Origin of the sequence: Streptomyces sp. PA03-3a (assembly GCF_033792735.1) — a bacterium.
GTDB lineage: Bacteria > Actinomycetota > Actinomycetes > Streptomycetales > Streptomycetaceae > Actinacidiphila.
This window is the reverse complement of record NZ_JARAVM010000003.1, coordinates 214,573-234,359: the sequence shown is the minus strand read 5'-3', so window position 1 is coordinate 234,359 and position 19,787 is coordinate 214,573. Positions and strand designations below refer to the sequence as shown.

Below are 19,787 nucleotides of genomic sequence, written 5' to 3'. Positions count from 1 at the left end.
GCGAGGACCACCGCGTGCCGTGCATGCCGGGGGCCCGCGCGCCCGTTGGCGGGGAGCCCTCAGCGGGTGACGACGATCTTGCCGATGCTCCGGCCGGACTCCACCATCTCGTGGGCGCGGCGCAGCCCGGCGGCCGAGAAGTCCTCGACGGTGGTGGTGACGGTGCTGCGGATGCGGCCGTCGTCCACCAGGGCCGCGATCTTCTGCAGCAGGTTCTTGTGCTCGATCATGTCGGGGGTCCGGAACATCGGCCGGGTGAACATGAACTCCCAGTGCCACGCGATGCTCTTGGCCTTGAGCGGCAGCAGGTCCAGGCCCTCGGGTTCGTCGATCGCCGTGATGTGCCCGCAGGGGCGCATGATCCGGGCGTAGGTGCCGACGTTGCCGGCGGAGTGCGGGGAGAGCAGGTAGTCGACGCCCTCCGGAGCGGCCGCGGCGGCGGTCGCGGCGAGGTCGTGGTGGTCGACCACGGCGTCGGCCCCGAGCCCGGTGACCCACTGCGCCGTCTCGGGACGGCCGGCCGAGGCCAGCACCCGCAGGCCGGTCAGCTGCTTCGCCAGCTGGATGAGGATCGAGCCCACGCCGCCGGCGCCGCCCAGCGCCAGCAGGGTGCCGGTCGACCTGCCGTCGAGGGCGAACCGGTCGAAGAGGGTCTCCCAGGCCGTGATGCCGGTCAGCGGCAGGGCGGCGGCCTCCGTGAAGCCGAAGGTGCGCGGCTTGCGGGCCACGAGGCGCTCGTCGACGGCCTGGAACTCGGCGTTGCTGCCGGCCCGGTTCAGGTCCCCGGCGTACCAGACCTCGTCCCCGGCCTGAAGGGTCGTCACCTCCTCGCCCGCGGCCTCGACGACGCCCGCGGCGTCGAAGCCGAGGACGCGGGGCTCCTCGGAGGCGGGCAGCCCCGCGCGGACCTTGACGTCCACGGGATTGACCGACACCGCCAGCACCCGCACCAGGACGTCACGGGGCCCGGGATCCGGCAGCGGCAGCTCGACGTCGACGAGGCTCTCGGGGTCCCCGACGGGCAGACCCCGGTAGGAGGCGACGGCCCGCATCGTCCGTTCGGTCATGACCGGAGGCTCCCTCGCTGGGCTGACGGATCCCGGCCAGCCTGGCACGCCCTGCCGCCCCCGGCAGCGGCGGACGGGCCATCCGGGTGCCGCCGCGGGGTCGCCGTCCGGCGGCCGGGATGCGGGGCCGGGCCGGACGGGTCATCCTTGCGGCATGCAGCGTCGCGTCATCGTGATGCCGCCATCGACGAGCGGCGGCCGGCGCGCCCGTGCGGACGGTGAGATGCCGGGGATCGCGTACCACCTCCGCGACTCCCGGGAGTTCCCGCGGGCGCGCCCGCCTCGATCCCGAGGCCGTCGACCGGACGCCCCGGACCTCGTCGAACGGCGCGGGGCCGACCCGGGCGTGGGGACCTGAGGGCCCCGCCACGAGAGCCCCGGCCACCGGCCGGGGCGGTTCCTCGCACCGCACCGGCGCACCAGTCGGCGGGCACCAGCCCGAACTCCTGCAGGAGCGCGGCCAGTCCCGGCACCGCTGCCACCGTCGCCCGTGCTGCCGGGAGCAGTTGGAACAGCCGCCGCGGGTGAGCGCGCCGGTCAGCGGCTGCGCTCGCCAAGGTCTCCCGCAGATGGAGCCCGCCGAACACCCCTACCGCCGAACACCCCTACCGCCGAACCGCCTTCTCCGACCGTCCGCGTGTGCTGCCGGACACGCCCCGTGTGACGGCGGCCAATCGCGTCTGGACCTCAGCGCTGCGGCGCCGCTCCACCGGCTCGGTCTGCCGCCGCGCGTACCAGGGTCACGTCGATCAGGCCGCCCTCAGGCATGGGCGCACGGTCTCGGCCGTCGACGGAACGCGGGCGGCGCTCCGCCCGGCGCCGCCCGGGCACGGCGCGCCCCTTCGGCGGACAGCGCAGGGCGCGCCGGGCCCGGGCCGCCGTCCGGCGGGACGGGATGTGGCACGGTGAGGCGCAGCGCCGAAGATCACCGAGAAGGAGCTCCCCGTGTCCAAGCCCCCGCTTCCCCCCGCCGCGATCGAGATGCTGAAGAAGCCGAACCCGGCCGTCATCACGACACTGCGGTCCGACGGCCAGCCGGTCTCCACGGCCACCTGGTACCTGTGGGACGACGGCCGGGTGCTGGTCAACATGGACGGCAGCCGCAAGCGCCTGGACCACCTGCGCAACGACCCCCGGGTCACCCTCACCGTCCTGGACGAGGGGAACTGGTACACCCACGTCACCCTGATCGGGCGCGTCGCCGAACTGCGCGAGGACACCGGTCTCGCCGACATCGACCGGCTGGCCCAGCAGTACCTCGACCGTGCCTACCCCCAGCGGGACCGCGAGCGCTTCAGCGCCTTCATCGAGGTCGAGCGGTGGCACGGCTGGGGCGCCCTCAAGGACAGCGGCCAGCCGGGCTGACCGGGCGCCGATGCGTCAGCCCTCGTACGGCTCCGCCGGCTCCCGAACCGGCCGGGCGCGGCTCACGTCCAGGAAGGGGACGGGACCGTCGTTGACCGGATCCTTGGCCCGGCGCGGGGTGTAGGTCCCGGTCACCTCCAGCCAGGCGTCCGGCCGCAGGACGGGCGGCACCTGCCCGGTCAGGCCGATCTTGACCGGGCGGGCGTCGGCGGCGCAGCAGTTCAGCACCATCCGGGTCAGGTACGGGGTGCCGTCGCGGCCGATGCTGACGAAACCGGTAAGGGTGAGCTGACGGCCGCTCAGGGAACGCCCGCCGTCGTAGACCGCTCGGCCCGCGTAGTCCCCGGTCTCCATCCGCAGCGGGTCCCCGGCGGGCAGGGCTGGGAATCCGAACGGGCGGGGGACGGACGTGCCGGTCCGGGCGGCGGAGTAGGACCCCAGTGCGGGCGGGGCCACCAGGACGAGCGCGAGCACCGGCAGCACCAGCAGCCAGGCGACCTTCGGCTCGTGGTGCGGGTGCGCGCCCGCCGCCTCGTGCGCGCCGTCGTGTGCGTCCTCGTGCCCGTCGCCCGGCCCCCGCCCGGTGCGGCGGGACCCGCGCAGTTCGTACCAGGCGGTCGCCGCGGCGGCGGCGACCAGTACGGCGCCGGCCGCCAGCAGCAGAACGACGGCCTGCGCCTCCCGGTTCACAACATCACCGCCCCGGTCACGGAGCCCAGGACGACGGCCACGGCGAAGGTGGCGGGCGCGAACCGCACCGCGAAGGCACGTCCGAAGGCGCCCGCCTGAAGGGCGAAGAGCTTCAGGTCGATCATCGGCCCCACGACGAGGAACACCAGCCGGGCGGTGAGGGAGAACTGCGACAGCGAGGCCGCGACGAACGCGTCGGCCTCCGAGCAGATCGACAGCACCACGGCGAGCACCGCCAGCGCCGGCACGGACACCACCGGGTTCCCCGACGCGAGGCGCAGGACGTCCTCGGGCACGAAGGACTTGAGCGTGGCCGCCGCCATCGCCCCGACGACCAGGAACGCGCCGGCGTGCATCACGTCGTGCCGTACCGAACCCCAGAACGCCGCGCCCCTGCCCTGCCCCTCGGCCGACGGGTGCGCGTTCGGGCGCAGCAAATCGGGGCGCCCCAGACGCTGCCACAGCCAGCCCATGGCGCAGGCGACCAGCAGGCCGGCGGCGAACCGGGCGACGACCATGCGCGGCTCGTTCGGGAAGGCCACGGCCGTGGCGGTCAGCACCACCGGGTTGATCGCCGGCGCGGACAGCAGGAACGTCAGCGCCGCCGCCGGAGCCACCCCTTGCCGCACCATCGCCCCCGCGACCGGTACCGACGCGCACTCGCACCCCGGCAGGACCGCACCCGCGACTCCCGCCACCGGCACCGCCACCGCGGGGCGGCGAGGCAGCGCCCGCGCGAAGAACGACGGCGGGACGCAGACCGCGAGCACCGCCGAGAGCAGGACGCCCAGCACCAGGAACGGCAGCGCCTGCACCACGACCGCGACGAACACGGTCATCCAGCTCTGCATCACCGGCGCGGACAACGCCTGCCGAACCGGCCCCTGCAGCGTCAGGGCGAGGAGCAGCAGCAGCGTCAGCACCAGCGGCGAACTGACCCGCCACCCCTGCTCCGGGTCCTGCCGCGTGGTCCCGGCCGGCGCCGGGCCCTCCCTGGTGACGGTCACGGGCGTACTACCTCCGGGCGGGCAGGGGCGTGAAGGACTTCATCCTCCCTACGTGGCCGCCGGGCCCGGTGTCTCACACGCGGACCCGGCCTTTGCGCACCCTTGGTCCAAGCCGGGCCCGGAGATGACCGCGGACGCGACCGGGTCCGCCAGAGTGGGTCCACGCGTGTGGCGGGACGGGGTAGGAGCCGGGGGGCGTCACGAAGGCGAGCTTCATCGTGCACGCGGGCTTGGCGATGCTGCTCAGCCGCGCGTGTCTGGTGACGGCGCTCGTCACGTTCCTGCCCGGCGCCTCGTCGGCCGGCCACGACAGCGTGGTGCTGGGCGTCTGCTTCGCTGTGCTGTTCGCGGTGTTCGCCGGCGCGGTCGTCCGGGGTATCGCCCTGGTCAGCCATGGACTGCGCGTGCAGGGCGATGTCATGTCGCAGTGGTTCGCCCTGCGCTGCCTGCCACCGGCCGTTCAGGCTGCGCCGGCCGGGCTGTTCGTCGTGGGGGTCGTGCTGCTGGCGGGCACCGTCGCCGGCCACGACTCCCGGCGGGCGGGCGAAGCCGAGAACGGCCGCTACTACGCGTCACAGGACGACGGCTCGCCTTCATGGGCCTGGTGGCGGATTTCGCCGCCGTCGGCGTCCTCATCACCGGACAGGTCCACCCCACCACCCGCCCGCAACCGCAGCCGGCGCAAGGAACCGCACCCGCGGCCTGAGTGGGTGGTGCCCGGAACGCCGGCGGACGGCACGGTCAGAGCACGCGCTGCCCCTTGCCCAGCGCGATGATCCCGTTCGCGGAGGCGTGGTAGAGCTCGCGGTCGCGCTCCGGGTTGACGCCGACCGTGGCGCCCGCGGGCACCGCCACGTTCTTGTCGAGGATCGCGCGGCGCACGACCGCGCCCCGCCCGATGCGGACGTTGTCGTGCAGCACCGACCCCTGCACCACCGCGCCCTCCTCGACGACCACACCCGGCGACAGCACGGACTGCGTGACCTGCCCGGAGATGATGCAGCCCGGGCTGACCATCGACTCGCTCGCGATCCCGCCGGCCACGAACTTCGCCGGAGGCAGCCGCAGCGAGTGCGTGTACAGCGGCCACTGGTCGTTGTACAGGTTGAAGACCGGGTGGACGGAGATCAGGTCCTGGTGGGAGTCGTAGTACGCGTCCAGGGTGCCCACGTCCCGCCAGTAGCCGTGGTCGCGGGCGGTCTCGCCGGGCACGTGGTTGTCGTCGAAGTCGTAGACCTGCACCTGCCCCTTGGCGGTCAGCAGCGGGATGATGCTGCCGCCCATGTCGTGCACCGACGCGTCGTCCTCGGCGTCCTGGGCCAGCGCGTCCAGCAGCACCTTCGTGGTGAACACGTAGTTGCCCATCGAGGCGTACACCCGGTCGGGGTCGCCGGGCAGGCCCGGCGGATCGGTGGGCTTCTCCAGGAACCGCTCCACCCGCACCCCGCCGGGTCCCGGGGTGATGATCCCGAACGAGGGCGCCTGGTCGCGCGGGACGCGGATGCCCGCGACCGTGGCTCCCGCGCCGGCCTCGATGTGCTGGCGCAGCATCTGCCGTGGGTCCATGCGGTACACGTGGTCGGCGCCGAACACCACGATGTAGTCGGGCTGTTCATCGTACACCAGGTTCAGCGACTGGTAGATGGCGTCCGCGCTGCCCAGGAACCACCGCGGGCCCAGCCGCTGCTGCGCGGGGACGGGGGTGACGTAGTTGCCCAGCAGGTTCGACATCCGCCAGGTCGTGGTGATGTGCCGGTCCAGGGAGTGCGACTTGTACTGCGTCAGCACGCAGATGCGCATGACGTCGCCGTTGACGAGGTTGGACAGGACGAAGTCCACCAGCCGGTAGGCGCCGCCGAACGGCACCGCCGGTTTGGCGCGGTCGGCGGTCAGCGGCATCAACCGCTTGCCCTCCCCGCCCGCGAGCACGATTCCGAGCACCGAAGGTCCGCCGCGCATCCCTGCCCCCTCTGCCGCTACCGCCCTTGCGAGTTGCAGATCTCCTCGTACACGCCCACGGTGCGGCGGGCCACCGCGTCCCACCCGAACTCCGCCACCGCACGCTCACGTCCCGCGGCCCCCATCCGCGCCGCCGCCGCCCGATCGCCGGTGAGCGCGTCGACCGCCGCGGCCAGACCCGCCTCGAAGGCCTCGGGATCCTTCTCCTCGTACGGCACCAGGAGGCCGGTGGCGCCGTCCTCCACCACCTCCGGGATCCCGCCCACCGCGGAGGCGACCACCGGGGTGCCGCACGCCATCGCCTCCAGGTTCACGATGCCCAGCGGTTCGTAGACCGAAGGGCACACGAACACCGCGGCGTGCGTGAGCAGTTGCACGACCTCGGGCCGGGGGAGCATCTCCGGGATCCAGATCACCCCGCCGCGCACCGCCCGCAGTTCCTCCACCAGTTCGCGGAACTCCCGGTCGATCGCCGGGGTGTCGGGCGCCCCGGCGCACAGCACGATCTGCAGGCCCGGATCGATCCGCCGGGCGGCCCGCAGCAGGTGCGGGACCCCCTTCTGCCGTGTGATCCGCCCGACGAACAGCGCGTACGGGCGGCCGGGATCGACGCCATGCGCGGTCAGTGCCGCGGTGGACGCGTCAGGCCGGTAGAGCCGGGTGTCGATGCCGTTGTGGACGACGTGCACCCGCGCCGGTTCGAGCGCGGGGTAGCTGCGCAGGATGTCCGCGCGCATCCCGTGCGACACGGCGATGACGCCGTCCGCGGCCTCGACCGCGGTCCGTTCCGCCCAGCTCGAGAGCGCGTACCCGCCGCCGAGCTGCTCGGCCTTCCAGGGGCGCAGCGGTTCGAGGGAGTGGGCGGTCAGCACGTGCGGCACGCCGTACAGCAGCTTGGCCAGGTGGCCGGCGAGGTTGGCGTACCAGGTGTGCGAGTGCACCAGGTCCCGTCCGGCCAGCGCGGCCGCCATCGACAGGTCCACCGACAGGCTGCGCAACGCCTCGTTGGCGCCCTCCAGCTCCGCGGCGGCGGCGTGCCGGGTGACGCCGGGAGCGTCCCCGCCGTCCGCCCCGGCCCCCCAGCAGTGGACCTGAAGCTCCGTCAGCGATCGCAGCTCTCGGGCCAGGAACTCCACGTGGACGCCCGCCCCGCCGTAGACGTAGGGCGGGTACTCCCTCGTGAGCAGTGCCACCTTCACGGGCGCCTCCCCGGGTCCCGTCGCCGTGTTGGGACATCCATGCCCCGCAGAACGGTGTTCGATCCGTGTTCCCCGCCTTTCGCCGCCTGATTCCCCGCCCGCAATTCCTTCGACTTCTCCGCCCGCTTCGTGGATCGTCGGACGCATGCGACAGGACGACATCTGGGACGCGGCGACCGCCCGGAGCTACGACACCCCCGGGACGGGCATGTTCGCCCCGGAGGTGTTCGGCCCGGCCGTGGACCGCCTCGCCGAACTCGCCGACGGCGGACGGGCGCTCGAATTCGCCATCGGCACCGGCCGCGTCGCCGTGCCGCTCGCGGCGCGAGGCGTGCCGGTCAGCGGCATCGACCTCTCAGGGCCGATGATCGACCGGCTGCGCACCAAGGCGGACGACGCGACGATCCCGGTCGTCACCGGCGACATGGCCACCACCCGAGCCCCGGGCACCTTCCGGCTGGTCTACCTCGTCTACAACACCATCTCCAACCTGCTCACCCAGGCCGAACAGGTCGCCTGCTTCCGCAACGCCGCCCGCCATCTCGCACCGGGCGGGCGCTTCGTGATCGAACTGTGGGTCCCCGAGCTGCGCAGACTGCCGCCTGGCCAGCAGGCCGTGGTCTGGCACTCCGAGTCCGGCTCCATGGGCGTGGACACCTACGACGTCCTGCGCCAGCAGGTCGTCTCGCACCACTTCCGTTTCGCCGACGGCGAGCGGGCACGGCTGTTCCGCTCCCCGCACCGCTACATCTGGCCCGCCGAACTCGACCTCATGGCCCGCCTCGCGGGATTCGGCCTGGAGTCCCGCCACGCCGACTGGAGCGGAGGCGAGTTCACCGCCGAATCCCGTTCCCATGTCTCCGTCTACCGGCTCCCCGCCGCCGAGCGGTGACCGGCGGGTCTAGTCCTCCTCCCCGCTCAGGGCGCCCGCGGAGGTGAGGGTGGCGGTGTCCGGGGCCGTGTCCGGGGTGGGGGCCGCGGGGACGGGGTGGGCGTCCGCGACGCGCTTCGCGGTGGCGCGGGTGAGGGAGACCGTGGGGGGAGCGGGGGGCGGCGCGAGGGAACGGGCGAGGTCGCGGTCGAGGCGGCGCAGCTGGGACTGCATGTGGGCGGTCAGACGGCCGCGGTAGGCGTGCTCGAAGGTGCGGAGGTCGTCGACCTTGCGCTGGAGCGCGGTGCGCGCGGAGGTCAGCGCGATCATCGCCTGACGGTGCTTCTCGCGGGCCTCGTGCTCGAGGGCCTGGGCGCGCTCGCCGGCGTCGCGGCGCAGGTTCTCCGCCTGGCCGAGGGCCTCACCGACGATCTTGTGGGCTTCGGCGCGGGCTTCGGCGACGGCCTGCTCGGCGGTGCGCTCGGCCAGGGCGAGCAGACGGGCCGTGCTGTCGACGGCGAACCCGGGCTGCTTCTCGGTCGACTCCTCGGCCTCCTCGGCTGCCGCGGGCTCGGCGGCTGCGGCTTCCGCTTCGGCATCGGCCGCGAGGGGGACGGGCTCCGGCTCGGGCACGACTTCGGGCTCCGGCTCGGGCTCGGGTTCAGGTGCGGACGCCACCTCGAGAGCGGGCTCCTCGTGCTGCCGGGCGGCTGCGGACGCGGCGGCGGAGAGCTCGGCGCGCAGATCCTGGTTGATCCGCAGCAGCCGGGTCAGCTCGGCCTGCACCTCGTCCAGGAAGTCGTCGACCTCGCGCTCGTCGTAGGCCTCGCGGAGGCGGACGGTGGTGAACTGCGTCCTGCGCACGTTCTCGGGGGTAATCGGCGTCTGTGCCATCTGCTCACCTCGAGGTGTTCGTCGACAAGTCCTGACCGCATCCGTCAACTCCAGCTTGGGCGGCGGGCCGGGCCGGGGCAGCCCGGGAACACCGCGCGGGCGCGGTGCGGGCGGTGTCACCAGCGCCGATCGTGGGACCCGGGTGAGCGGCGTGGAGGGCGCAACTACGGGCGGCGCAGTGGCAACTGTGATCATGCGCGTCGTCACTGCGCCCGCAGACAGCGTGGATTTCCCTCCGCGCTCGGCGAAAGGGCCGGACGGGTGAATGCGGTCCCCCGGGGCCCGGGTACGGACCGCGCATGGGGACCCGGGCGGGGACGAAGGGGTGTGGTTCGTCCCCCTGGCGATGGACCAGGAGGGGTACGGGGCGCTGCGCGACCTGCCGGTACCAGCGCCCGACGAGGACCGCACCGACCGGCACGCCCACGTCGGCCGGATCCGCGACGAATCGCGCGCCCTGTCGGCCGGCCCCGGGCACTGACCGGAGTCAGCGAGCGCCCCGCTAGGCTCGCGGCGACGTCGGACCAGTTCGTCGGGGGGTGTCGGCCCGCCGGCGGCCCGCGCGGCCCGACCCACCGTCGAAGGGAACGCCATGACGCAGCCCGTCATCATCGGAAGCGAGCGCAGTGAGGTCGGCCTGCCGGCCGGGATGGACGTGCTGCGGCGGGGCGGGACGGCGCTGGACGCCGTGGAGGCGGCGATGCGCCGCTGCGAGGACAACCTCACGGACCACTACGTCGGCACCGGCGGGCTGCCCAACGCGCAGGGCGTCGTCGAGCTGGACGCCTCCGTGATGACGGGCTCGGACCGCAGGTTCGGCGCGGTCGGCGCGCTGCGCGGGTTCCCCAACCCGATCTCGGTGGCGCGCGCGGTGATGGAGCGGCTGCCTCAGCACTGCCTGCTGGTGGGGGAGGGTGCCGCGTTGTTCGCCCGGGAGAACGGGTTCGAGGGCGCCGAACTACTGACCGACGAGTCCCGGGCCATGTGGCGCCAGCAGTTGCTGACCGCCGCCGAGGCGGTCGAGGGGGAGAACACCCCGGCGGTCGACGGTGACCACCGCTACCGCCGGGCGGCGCTGGAGCTGGTGCGGCGGATGGCGCCGCACGAGGGGCCGTGGGGGACGATCAACATCGTCGCGCTCGACGCGCACGGCGAGATGTGCGTGGGCGTCTCGACCTCGGGCTACCCCTTCAAGTACCCGGGACGGGTGGGCGACTCCGCCGTCCCGGGGGCGGGCAACTGGTGCGACCTGCGCGGTGGCGGGGCGGCCTGCACCGGCCGCGGCGAGCTGAGCCTGCGCGGCGGGACGGCGCGTACGGTGGTCGACCTGCTGGCGCTGGGCAAGGAGCCCGCGGACGCGTGCCGGGTCGCCCTGGAGGAGACGGCCGGCCTGCCCGACGAGTTCCGGTCCGAGCTGCGGGCGCTGGCGCTGACGCCGGACGGGCGGCACGGGGGCGCGGCGGGGCAGGAGGGCAGCGTCTACGCGGTGATGACCGATGCCTCCACCGAGCCGGAGCTCCGCCCCCGCACGCTGGTCTGAGGGCCGCCCGGGCCTGGGGCGTGTCGTCACATGCCCTCCCCCGACCTTCGGCCGGGGGTGCCCCCACTCAGCGGCGCCTGGCACGGCACTCCCCCGGCTCCGCTGGGAGGTGCCCCCACGCTGCGTTGTCGAATCGTCTGAGTAGCCCCCTACGAGGACGACTCTCCGCGTTGCGATGCACCGCACCTGGGGGCCCCTCCCAGCGGTAGCTGGGGGAGCCCATGTGACGACACGCCCTACGGCTCGGGCGCGATCAGTTCCCCGCTGGTCGCGTCCCGGATCGTGATCGCCTCCACCGGGCAGGACTCGGCGGCGTCGACCAGGAGCTCGTCCGGTTCGGCCGTCGGGTGCCTGGGGCAGGACTTGCGGTCGCGGAGCTCGAAGTGCTCGGGGGCGATGCCGGCGCAGGAACCGGTGCCGATGCAGGTGTTCCGGTCCACCTCGATCTGCCAGGTCATGGCGCGCCTCCTTCGGGGTCGTCAGGTGTCATCAGGTGCCGTCGGGTGTCGTCAGGCGTCTCGGCTCCGGTCCCAGGTGACCGGCATCCGTTCGGGTCCGCGCAGCGCGACGCCGGACTTCCACACGACGCTCTCCTCCGGCCCGGCCAGGCGCAGTCCGGGCAGCCGGTCGAGCAGGGTGCTCAGCGCCACCTGCAGTTCCATGCGGGCCAGTTGGGCGCCCAGGCAGTGGTGCGGTCCGTGCCCGAAGCCGACGTGGGAGGCCTCCTGACGCAGTACGTCGAGCCGGTCGGGGTCGGTGTAGACCGCCTCGTCGCGGTTGGCCGACACGGGGCAGACCACCACCGCCTCTCCGGCGCGCACGGTGCCGCCGCTGAGTTCGACGTCGTCCAGCGCGTAGCGGGGCATGCCGGCGCCGTTGCCCAGGGGGACGTAGCGCATCAGCTCCTCGACGGCGCCGGGGACGAGGCCGGGGTCGGCGCGCAGCGCCGCGAGCTGCCCGGGGTGGGTGAGCAGGGTATAGACGAAGTTCGGGATCTGCGAGGCGGTGGTCTCGTGGCCGGCGACCAGCAGCGATACCGCCAGGACCTGCAGCTCGCGTTCCGACAGGCGCTCGTCGTTGTCGCGGGCGTCGACCAGCGCGCCGAGGAGGTCCTCGTGCGGCGTGGTGCGCCGTTCGGCGATCAGCCCGGCCATGTAGGCCATCAGGGCGTCCGTGCAGTCCTGGATCTCCTGCGGGGTGTACTTGGTGGTGGACAGCAGCGCGTCGGACCAGGTGCGGAAGTCGGCGCGGTCGGCCAGGGGGACGCCGAGCAGTTCGCAGATGACGGTGACGGGCAGTGGCAGGGCGAAGTCCGCCACGAGATCGGCGGGTGCGCCTCGGGCGGCCATCCCGTCGGCCAGTTCGGCCGCGATCTGCTCGGTGCGGGGCCGCAGGCGCTCGATGTGCCGGGCGGTGAAGGCCTTGGCCACGATCCGCCGCAGCCGGGTGTGGTCCGGCGGGTCGAGGTCGAGGATGCTGCCCTCCAGGCCCCGGTGCGGCCGCAGGCGCGGCTCGTCGCGGTGGACGGCCTCGGCCCGGCTGAACCGGGGGTCGCCCAGGACGGTCCTGACGTCCTCGTACCGGGTGACCAGCCAGGCGGCCTCCCCGTAGGGGAACCGGACCCGGCACAGCGGCTCGTCCTTGCGCAGTCCGGCGAAGGCCGGGTCGACGGTCAGCCGGTCGGCTTCGGTGAAGGGGTAGTTCCGGGGCTCGGTCGCGGCCATGGCGCATGCCTCCAGTGGACTCGGGGGGTCGGGTGCGGCCCTCACGTCGGGCCGGGGGGACGGCGCGGCGCGGCGGGCCGGCCGGCGAGGGCGGGGCGCAGCAGGTGGCACAGGTCGTCGGCGAGGAGTTCCAGCGGGTCGTCGGTGTCGACCGGAAGGCCGCCGGCGATCCAGGCGGTGAGGAACGACCCGGTCTGGAGCACGGCCATCAGGGCGCGCTGCCGTGCCTGCGCGGGGGTGACGCGCCGCCAGCGGCGGGGCGCGGCGGTCAGCAGGGCCACGTAGCGTTCGTGCGCCGCGAGGTAGCGGTCGCGGGCGCTGCCGTCGTCACCGGCGGCCGACGGGGTGGCGGCCAGCAGAACGCGGATGGTCGGCGCGAGGGCCCGCCAGCTCGATGCCGCGTGCTCCAGCCACTCGCGCACGGCGGCGCGGGTCCACTCGGGGACGGCGGCCAGCTCGGCGTAGAGGGCGTCGGTGGCCTGGTACACCCGGTCCGTCAGGGCGGCGGCGATCTCCGCCTTTCCGCGGAAGTGCGCGTACACCGTGGCCCGGGTGACGCCGGCGGCGCGGGCGATGTCCTCCATGGTGGCGGCGACGGACGACTTCGCGGCGAAGACCTCGACCGCACCGTCCAGGACCCGGTTGCGGGTCAGGTCACGCTGCTCGGTGCGCAGGCTCACCCGCGGTGCGCCCACCGCGGTCGCGGATCCGGCACCGGCCGGCCGACGACGTTCCATAGGGAAAGCGTACAAAAGGGAGCGAGTCTATACATTTTGTGTACGGCGGGAGGGGGAGCGAGTGCGGGGGCAGGGCCGTGGCCCGTCAGCCCTGGTTGCGGGGGTGGGCGCGGGCGCCGCGTTCGTTGCCGCGCTTGTAGTTGCCGGTCCAGCGGGCCATGACCAACTGGGCGTCGCCGCGCTCCACCTCGTCCAGGAACCGCTCGGCGCGCTCCCCGCGCAGGACGGCGGCCGTGTGCGCGCCGTGGATGACGACCACGGTGCCGTCGCCGTACCGGCGGTAGGAGAATCCGTGAGGCCGGGGCATGGCGGCGAGCGTAGAGCCGGACCGGGCCGGCGCGACAGCGATTTACGCGGCGTCGCCGGCCGGGAGGTGCGGCCGGCGCACGGCCAGCGCGGCGATGTCGTCCTCGAGCCGCCCGCCGCTGTAGCGGACCAGTTCGTGGTGCAGCCGGTCCAGCAGTTCGCGGGGCGCCGCCGGGCCCTGGCGCAGCAGCCACTCCGGCAGGGGGAAGAACGCCCCGGTGCGGTCGCGGGTCTCGGTGACGCCGTCGGTGTAGAGCAGCAACTGGTCGCCGGAGGCGAAGGCATGGGTGTCGACGAAGTAGTCGTCCCCGATGAGGTCGGCGAGGTTCAGCGGCGGGGAGGCGGCGCTCGGCTCCAGTACCCGGATGCGGCCGGCGTGCACGATGATCGGCGGGGGATGCCCGCAGTTGAGCAGCCGCAGGCGGCCGCCGTCGTGCGGGATCTCGGCGATCACGGCGGTGGCGAAGCGCTCCGGCAGGTCCGGGCCGGGGTAGCCGGAGCTGTGGCGCCCGATGCTCGTCTCCAGGCGGTGGATGATGCCCCGCAGGTCCGGCTCGTCGTACGCCGCCTCCCGGAAGCAGCTGATCACGGCGGAGGCCGCGCCCACGGAGGACAGTCCCTTGCCGCGTACGTCGCCGATCAGCAGCCGCACCCCGTAGGGGGTGTCGACCACCTCGTAGAAGTCGCCGCCGATGCGCGCGTGCTCCTGCGCCGCCAGGTACAGCGACTCGATCTCCATGCCCTGGATGTGCCGCGGCAGCGGCCGCAGCAGTACCGTCTGCGCCGCGTCGGCGACCGTCCGGGCGTGGAAGAGCGCCTCCTCGCGCTGGATCCGTACATGGCTGGCGTAGGCCGCCGCCAAGGTGACCGCGACGATGGCGGCCCCGGTGTACGGGGTTCCCAGGTCCGTGTAGACGAAGCTCAGGCCCACCATGACGAGCAGGCAGAACGCGCCCAGCAGCACGGTCGCCAGCACCGGCCACATCGCGGCGGCCAGGGCGGGGGCCACGGGCAGCAGACGGCTGATCGCGATCTCGCGCGGGGTGGCGAAGGCCAGGGCGGCGATGAGCACCGTCAGGATCACCGGGGCCGGTCGCCCGACCCCCCAGCGGCCGTCGAAGCGGGCACGTCGGCGCCGCAGCCATCCGGACATGATCACGAAGCGCATCATACCGGGGCAAAAGGGATGAAGAACCGGCCCGCCCGGCCGGACGGAGCAGTCGGCCGCCCCGGGGCCGGGCCCCGGGGCGGCCGTGGGTCGCCGGCGGCGGCCGGGCGTACCGGCCCCGGCTCAGTCCTCGCCGCGGCGCCCCGGCAGGACCTGGATCGTGTCGCCGACGGCACGCTCACCGGTCGCGTCGGAGGGGACGTTGGCCAGGACACCGTCGACCACCATCGCCGACGAGCCGCCGCCGTCGAGGTTGAGGGCCTGCACCGCGCCCAGCGACCTCATGAAGCGGGCCGCCTCGCCGAGGGTGAAGCCCTCGCTCACCCCGGGCTGCCGTCCGTCCACCGTCACCAGCAGCAGACGGCCCCGCCGGTCGATGCCGGCCATCGTCCGCGGCTGGCGCACGTTGGACCACGCGAAACCGAACGAGAGGTCCAGCGGGTCCAGGGTGCCCTCGGCGGCGGCGTCGATGTGGACACGGCCGTCCTCCACCAGGGTGGGCGCCGCGCTCACGATGCTGTCGCCGCGGCCGAGCCGGACCTGACGCCCCTCGGCGTCCCGGACGACCTCCTTCACGACCAGCCGCCTGCCGGTCCGCGCGTGCTCGGTCAGCCACGCCGCGGAGGCGCCGGTGCCCTGCAGCACCGTGCCGCGCTCGGGGACGGACCCGCCGCGGGCGCCGGTGGAGAGCACGATCCCGTGCACGTCGAGCACCACCTGCGCGCCGCTGCCCGTGGGCAGCGCCGCACGGAACGCGGGGGTGAACTCCACCAGGTCGTCCGCCAGGGTGCAGGTCGTGTCGTGGCGGGGCTGCTCGGTCGGGACGCCACCGGGACGGCCGCAGTTGCGGGCCTTGCCGGGCAGGCGGTTGATGCCCTGCACCGCGTGGCGGGCGGAGCCGGCCCGCACGATGACCGTCGTGGACAGGTCCGCGATCCGCGGCCGCCGTCCGCCGTCGCCGAGGACCAGCGCCGCCCGCGAGCCGACCGCCATCGACTCCAGCTTGCCGTCCACCGCGGACAGACCCGCGACGGTGCCCTGGACGCCGTCGGAGTCCGAGGTGATGAAGAAGCCGCCGTTGACGCCGAGCAGCGATCCCAGCCGGCCGGCGACCGCCGAGGTCCTCTCCCGGTCGGCGACGTTGCCGCCGTCGCTGACCGCGACCGACCCGCGCAGCCGCGCCGGGTCCACCACGGCAACGTGGATGCGCTCGCCGTCGGCGGCCTGCCGGCCGTCGTAGCCCGTCCACTCCGTCGACGTGCGGAAACCGGCCGCCACGACCGCCGCGTTCGCCGTGCCCGCCTCGGCCTGTGTGGCGTACCGGCCGACCCGGACCTGCCAGCCCATCACGCCGCGCGGAGTGTCGGCGTAGGTGTCCCACTCCACCGCCTCCAGCCGCGGCTCGAGCCCGGCCTCGCGCAGCCGCCCGGCGGTCGCGTCGGCCCAGGCGCGGTCACCCAGCGGGGCCCACGTGGCGGCGCCCGTCAGCCGGTTGACGGCGGGGGCCTGCACGGTCACCGTCCACGCCCCGGCGGCCGACGGGTCCCGCAGCACGCCGCTGCGGACCTCCAGGCCGGGCGCCACCTGCTGCGTCGTCCACGCGATCCCGTGCGTGCCGGAGTCCGCGGGCGACTGCGCCCCCGCGAGGGCCGGCGGGACGACGGCGACCAGCGCCAGGGCGGCGGCGAACACCGCACCCCTTCGCGCGGCCTTCCCCGCCCGGCGTGCCCTGTCGCGCGGTTCGGCGGCTGTGACGGACATGCGTTCTCCTGACGTTCGTCTCCACCGGGCGGTGCGTGGCGCCGCCCGGTCCTTGATCCGTCATCCCAGACCCGCGCGGGGACGGGCAGCCCACGCGGCGACGGACCCGCGGGGAACCCTCGGTGACAACCGGGAGCGGTCACGGCGCAGTTGGCCCCGGCCGCGGCGGCGGGGCCGCCCCGGCCCCCTCCGTGGCACCCGCCCTGGCCCCCTCCGTGGCACCCACCCCGGCCCCGCCCCGGCCCCCTCCGTGGCACCCACCCCGGCCGCGGAGGCGCGGCCCGGGCCAGGTAAGAACGTGCCGTGACCTTCGCACTCTCCGCCCCCCGGCGGTCCTGATGCCCTCGCTCGACCCGGCGCAGTGGGCCGTGGCGCTGCTCGCCCTCTTCCTCGTCGGCTACTCCAAGACCGGGGTGTCCGGGGCGGGGACGGTGGGGGTGGCGCTGTTCGCGCTGGTCCTGCCGGCCAAGCTGTCCACGGGCGTGCTGCTGCCCCTGCTGCTCGTCGGCGACGTGGTCGCCGTGGCCGCCTACCGCCGGCACGCCGACTGGGGCCGGCTGGTCCGGCTCTTCCCATGGGTCGTGGTCGGGGTGCTGCTGGGCGCGGTGGTCGTCGACCGGGTCGACGACGCGCGGATGCGCGAACTGATCGGCGCGCTGCTGCTGTCGATGCTCGCCGTCCACTGGTGGAGCCGGCGCCGGGGCCCGGACGACCCGGTCGCCCAGCACCGGGCCGTCGCCGCGGGCGCCGGGATCCTGGCAGGCTTCGCCACGATGACGGCCAACGCGGCGGGCCCGATCATGGCGCTGTACTTCCTGGCCGTGGGGCTGCCCATGCTGGGCTTCCTCGGCACCAGCGCGTGGTTCTTCCTGCTGCTCAACGCCTTCAAGGTGCCCTTCAGCGCCGCCCTGGGGCTGATCACGCCCGACACCCTCCTCTTCGGCGCGATGGCCGCCCCGGCGGTGCTCGCGGGGGCCGTCGCCGGACGCGCGACCATCAGCCGTATCAGCCCGAAGGTCTTCGAGCGCGTCACGGTCGCCCTGACCCTGCTCGCGGCGATACGGCTCGTCACCCTTTGAACGTGGCCGGGGCGGGGACGGAGGCGTGCGACGGGGTGTGGCGCCTCAGGCGACGATCGCGGCGATGAGGCGCCGGCAGCGCTCAGCCATCTCCTGCGCGGACTCGCCGGGATGGTGGATCCACCAGGTGACCAGGGTGCTGACGGTGCCGGTCCACAGGTGCTTGAGCGCGTCGGAGTCCAGCGGGTCGCCGATCCCGCGGGCGGCGAGGAACTCCGCGCTGCCCGCGGCCGCCAGCCCGTCGATGGCGGCACGGTGGCGCTCGGCCGCCTCGCGCAGCGCACCCGTGGCGGGCAGGGTCCGGTCGTACAGCACGAACCAGGCGTGGCGTTGCCCCTCCAGCGTGCCGAAGATCGCGCCGAGCACGGACAGCGGCGTCCCCAGCGAGGTCGCACCGGGGACCAGCGCGCCGTTGAGCGCGCGGGTCAGCGAGCCGGCGACCCGCTCCAGGGCCGCGGCGTACAGCGCGCCCTTGGACCCGAAGTACTGGTACAGCAGGGGCTTGGTGACCCCGACCCGCTCGGCGACGGCCGCCATCGACGCGCCGCCGTAGCCGCGGCGGCCGAACTCCTCGACGGCCGCGGTGAGCAGTTGCTCCTCGCGCTCGGCGCGGGGTACGCCCTTGGTCCCGGCGGTACGGGTTCGCGCGCTCGTCACGTCCGTGATTGTAGGCAAGGAACTGACCTCATGGTCAGTTCGCCTCCCCAAGGATGTGACCCGGTGGTAATTTACTCGCTGGTCATATCGCAGCGAGGTGAGGGGCGGGACACGCATGACGCACGCCGGAACACGCTCGTGGTGGGGGTGGGGCACCGTCGAGCACGCGGTGCGCGGCGCCGAACGCACCGCGCTGACCGACCGGGTGGCCGGACTGCTCCCGGACGCCGACCTCACCGTCCACCTCCCCCCGGACGTCGCCTCCCTTGCCCTGCCGCCCGTACGGGTCACGGCGCCGCGGTCACTGGCCCACCTGTGCTCCACCACCCCGCACGACCGCGCCGCGCACACCCACGGCAAGGCCTTCCGGGACGTCGTCCGCAACCTCCACGGCGACCTGCGCCACGCCCCCGACCTCGTCGCCCGCCCCCGCACCGAGCAGGACGTCGCCGACCTCCTCGACTGGTGCACCCGCGAGGGGATCGCCGTCATCCCCTTCGGGGGCGGCAGTTCCGTAGTCGGCGGCGTGGAACCCCGCCTCGCCGGCGGCCGGCCGGCGGTGACCCTCGACACGGGGCGCCTCGACCGCGTCCTGGAGGTGGATCCCGTGAGCCGGTCCGCCCGCATCCAGGCCGGTGTGCTCGGCCCGTACCTGGAGGACCAGCTACGGCCCTCCGGACTGACGTTGCGTCACTTCCCGCAGTCGTTCGAGTACTCCACCCTCGGCGGCTGGCTGGCCACCCGGGCGGGCGGACACTACGCCACCCTCTACACCCACATCGACGACCTCACGCAGGCGCTGCGCGTCGTCACGCCGTCCGGCACCGGTGAGTCCGGGCGACTGCCCGCCTCGGGCGCGGGGCCGTCGCCCGACCGGATGTTCCTCGGCTCCGAGGGGATCCTCGGGGTCATCACCGAGGCCTGGATGCGCCTGCAGCGACGCCCCCGGTGGCGCGCGAACGCCTCCGTCCACTTCGCCGACTTCACGGCCGCCGTCACCGCCACCCGCGCCCTGGCGCAGTCCGGGCTCCACCCGTCCAACTGCCGTCTGCTGGACCCCGCCGAGGCGCTCGTCAACGCGGGCGTCACCACCGGCGCCAGCGTCCTGATCCTGGCCTTCGAGTCCGCCGACCACCTGCTGGGGCCCTGGATGGACCGCGCCCTGGAGCTGTGCCGTGACCACGGCGGCCACGTGCCCGCGCCGGCCCGCCACACCGACGCGGGTGCGGACGGCGCCGACCACGCGGGCGGCGGCGCCGGGACCGACCGCTCCTGGCGTTCGTCCTTCCTGCGCATGCCCTACCAGCGCGACGCCCTGGCCCAGCAGTCCCTGGTCGTGGAGACCTTCGAGACCGCCTGCACCTGGGACCGCTTCGAGGAACTCCACGCGGCGGTCACCCACGCCGCGAACGAGGCGATCCGCACCGTCTGCGGCACGGGCGTGGTCACCTGCCGCTTCAGCCATGTCCACCCCGACGGGCCCGCCCCCTACTTCGGGGTCTACGCCGCGGGACGCTGGGGCAGCACGGTGGCCCAGTGGGACGACATCAAGGCCGCCGTCTCCCAGGCCATCGCCGACCACGGCGGCACGATCACCCACCACCACGCGGTCGGCCGCGACCACCGCCCCTGGTACGACACCCAGCGCCCCGGTCCCTTTGCGGCCGCCCTCACCGCCGCCAAGTCCGCCCTCGACCCGGCGGGCATCCTCAACCCGGGCGTCCTGCTGCCCGCGCGTTGAGAGCGGAGGGCCGCTCGCGGGC

At 74.3% G+C, this 19,787-nt stretch carries 20 protein-coding genes; 7 read left to right on the top strand and 13 right to left on the bottom strand.

The annotated features are described in order from the left end of the window. Window positions 1-59 precede the first annotated feature (59 nt). A complete protein-coding gene (locus tag PV342_RS04910) occupies window positions 60-1,067 on the bottom strand; it encodes a zinc-binding alcohol dehydrogenase family protein (protein WP_500315889.1) in 1,008 nt (335 codons plus the stop codon). 945 nt (window positions 1,068-2,012) lie between these two features. Between PV342_RS04910 and PV342_RS04905 the strand changes: the two genes are divergently transcribed. Then, on the top strand, window positions 2,013-2,432 hold the full coding sequence (locus tag PV342_RS04905; protein WP_018557779.1) for a PPOX class F420-dependent oxidoreductase: 420 nt from the start codon (window positions 2,013-2,015) through the stop codon (window positions 2,430-2,432). A 15-nt stretch (window positions 2,433-2,447) separates the two neighbouring features. Here the strand turns inward: PV342_RS04905 and PV342_RS04900 are convergent, their stop codons facing one another. After that, the gene (locus PV342_RS04900; protein WP_500315888.1) at window positions 2,448-3,122 is read right to left on the bottom strand and encodes a TIGR03943 family putative permease subunit; all 675 of its coding nucleotides are present in this window, start codon (window positions 3,120-3,122) and stop codon (window positions 2,448-2,450) included. Continuing rightward, window positions 3,119-4,129: a permease gene (locus PV342_RS04895; protein ID WP_400801076.1), complete on the bottom strand. Its 1,011-nt coding sequence runs from the start codon at window positions 4,127-4,129 to the stop codon at window positions 3,119-3,121. Before PV342_RS04895 ends, PV342_RS04900 begins: the two co-directional genes overlap by 4 nt. A gap of 230 nt (window positions 4,130-4,359) precedes the next feature. Between PV342_RS04895 and PV342_RS04890 the strand changes: the two genes are divergently transcribed. Then, window positions 4,360-4,905 (top strand): hypothetical protein, encoded by a 546-nt coding sequence (locus PV342_RS04890; protein WP_500315886.1) that lies wholly within the window; start codon window positions 4,360-4,362, stop codon window positions 4,903-4,905. On the opposite strand, the gene glgC is transcribed toward PV342_RS04890, so the two are convergent. Next, window positions 4,871-6,088, bottom strand: a complete 1,218-nt coding sequence (gene glgC, locus PV342_RS04885; protein WP_037731253.1) for a glucose-1-phosphate adenylyltransferase — start codon at window positions 6,086-6,088, stop codon at window positions 4,871-4,873. The genes PV342_RS04890 and glgC overlap by 35 nt on opposite strands. 17 nt (window positions 6,089-6,105) lie before the next feature. Continuing rightward, on the bottom strand, window positions 6,106-7,287 hold the full coding sequence (glgA, locus tag PV342_RS04880; protein ID WP_500315884.1) for a glycogen synthase: 1,182 nt from the start codon (window positions 7,285-7,287) through the stop codon (window positions 6,106-6,108). 145 nt (window positions 7,288-7,432) lie between these two features. Between glgA and PV342_RS04875 the strand changes: the two genes are divergently transcribed. Further along, complete coding sequence (locus tag PV342_RS04875; protein ID WP_500315882.1) at window positions 7,433-8,179, top strand: class I SAM-dependent methyltransferase; 747 nt, start codon at window positions 7,433-7,435, stop codon at window positions 8,177-8,179. A 9-nt stretch (window positions 8,180-8,188) separates the two neighbouring features. Here PV342_RS04875 and PV342_RS04870 read toward each other — a convergent pair whose 3' ends face one another. Next, window positions 8,189-9,052: a DivIVA domain-containing protein gene (locus PV342_RS04870; RefSeq protein WP_500315880.1), complete on the bottom strand. Its 864-nt coding sequence runs from the start codon at window positions 9,050-9,052 to the stop codon at window positions 8,189-8,191. A 325-nt stretch (window positions 9,053-9,377) separates the two neighbouring features. Between PV342_RS04870 and PV342_RS04865 the strand changes: the two genes are divergently transcribed. Further along, window positions 9,378-9,533 (top strand): hypothetical protein, encoded by a 156-nt coding sequence (locus tag PV342_RS04865; RefSeq protein WP_400801067.1) that lies wholly within the window; start codon window positions 9,378-9,380, stop codon window positions 9,531-9,533. 111 nt (window positions 9,534-9,644) lie between these two features. Next, window positions 9,645-10,592, top strand: a complete 948-nt coding sequence (locus PV342_RS04860; RefSeq protein ID WP_361013180.1) for a glycosylasparaginase — start codon at window positions 9,645-9,647, stop codon at window positions 10,590-10,592. A 236-nt stretch (window positions 10,593-10,828) separates the two neighbouring features. Here the strand turns inward: PV342_RS04860 and PV342_RS04855 are convergent, their stop codons facing one another. From PV342_RS04855 to PV342_RS04830, 6 genes are all read right to left on the bottom strand, one after another. Further along, window positions 10,829-11,050, bottom strand: a complete 222-nt coding sequence (locus tag PV342_RS04855) for a ferredoxin (RefSeq protein ID WP_018557771.1) — start codon at window positions 11,048-11,050, stop codon at window positions 10,829-10,831. Between the two features lie 51 nt (window positions 11,051-11,101). Beyond that, entirely contained in the window at window positions 11,102-12,316 is a 1,215-nt protein-coding gene (locus PV342_RS04850; RefSeq protein ID WP_386992288.1) for a cytochrome P450, read from the bottom strand. A gap of 41 nt (window positions 12,317-12,357) precedes the next feature. After that, window positions 12,358-13,053 (bottom strand): TetR/AcrR family transcriptional regulator, encoded by a 696-nt coding sequence (locus tag PV342_RS04845; RefSeq protein ID WP_386992290.1) that lies wholly within the window; start codon window positions 13,051-13,053, stop codon window positions 12,358-12,360. Between the two features lie 85 nt (window positions 13,054-13,138). After that, on the bottom strand, window positions 13,139-13,360 hold the full coding sequence (locus PV342_RS04840) for a hypothetical protein (protein ID WP_500315877.1): 222 nt from the start codon (window positions 13,358-13,360) through the stop codon (window positions 13,139-13,141). A gap of 42 nt (window positions 13,361-13,402) precedes the next feature. Beyond that, window positions 13,403-14,518: a PP2C family protein-serine/threonine phosphatase gene (locus PV342_RS04835; protein ID WP_400801057.1), complete on the bottom strand. Its 1,116-nt coding sequence runs from the start codon at window positions 14,516-14,518 to the stop codon at window positions 13,403-13,405. 132 nt (window positions 14,519-14,650) lie between these two features. Continuing rightward, a complete protein-coding gene (locus tag PV342_RS04830; protein ID WP_500315876.1) occupies window positions 14,651-16,288 on the bottom strand; it encodes a phosphodiester glycosidase family protein in 1,638 nt (545 codons plus the stop codon). 338 nt (window positions 16,289-16,626) lie between these two features. Here PV342_RS04830 and PV342_RS04825 point away from each other — a divergent pair, with 338 nt between their 5' ends. Next, a complete protein-coding gene (locus tag PV342_RS04825; protein ID WP_018557765.1) occupies window positions 16,627-17,367 on the top strand; it encodes a sulfite exporter TauE/SafE family protein in 741 nt (246 codons plus the stop codon). A 45-nt stretch (window positions 17,368-17,412) separates the two neighbouring features. Here PV342_RS04825 and PV342_RS04820 read toward each other — a convergent pair whose 3' ends face one another. Further along, a complete protein-coding gene (locus tag PV342_RS04820) occupies window positions 17,413-18,024 on the bottom strand; it encodes a TetR/AcrR family transcriptional regulator (RefSeq protein ID WP_500315875.1) in 612 nt (203 codons plus the stop codon). A gap of 115 nt (window positions 18,025-18,139) precedes the next feature. Here PV342_RS04820 and PV342_RS04815 point away from each other — a divergent pair, with 115 nt between their 5' ends. Further along, entirely contained in the window at window positions 18,140-19,765 is a 1,626-nt protein-coding gene (locus tag PV342_RS04815; protein WP_500315874.1) for an FAD-binding oxidoreductase, read from the top strand. The last annotated feature ends 22 nt before the right edge of the window (window positions 19,766-19,787 follow it).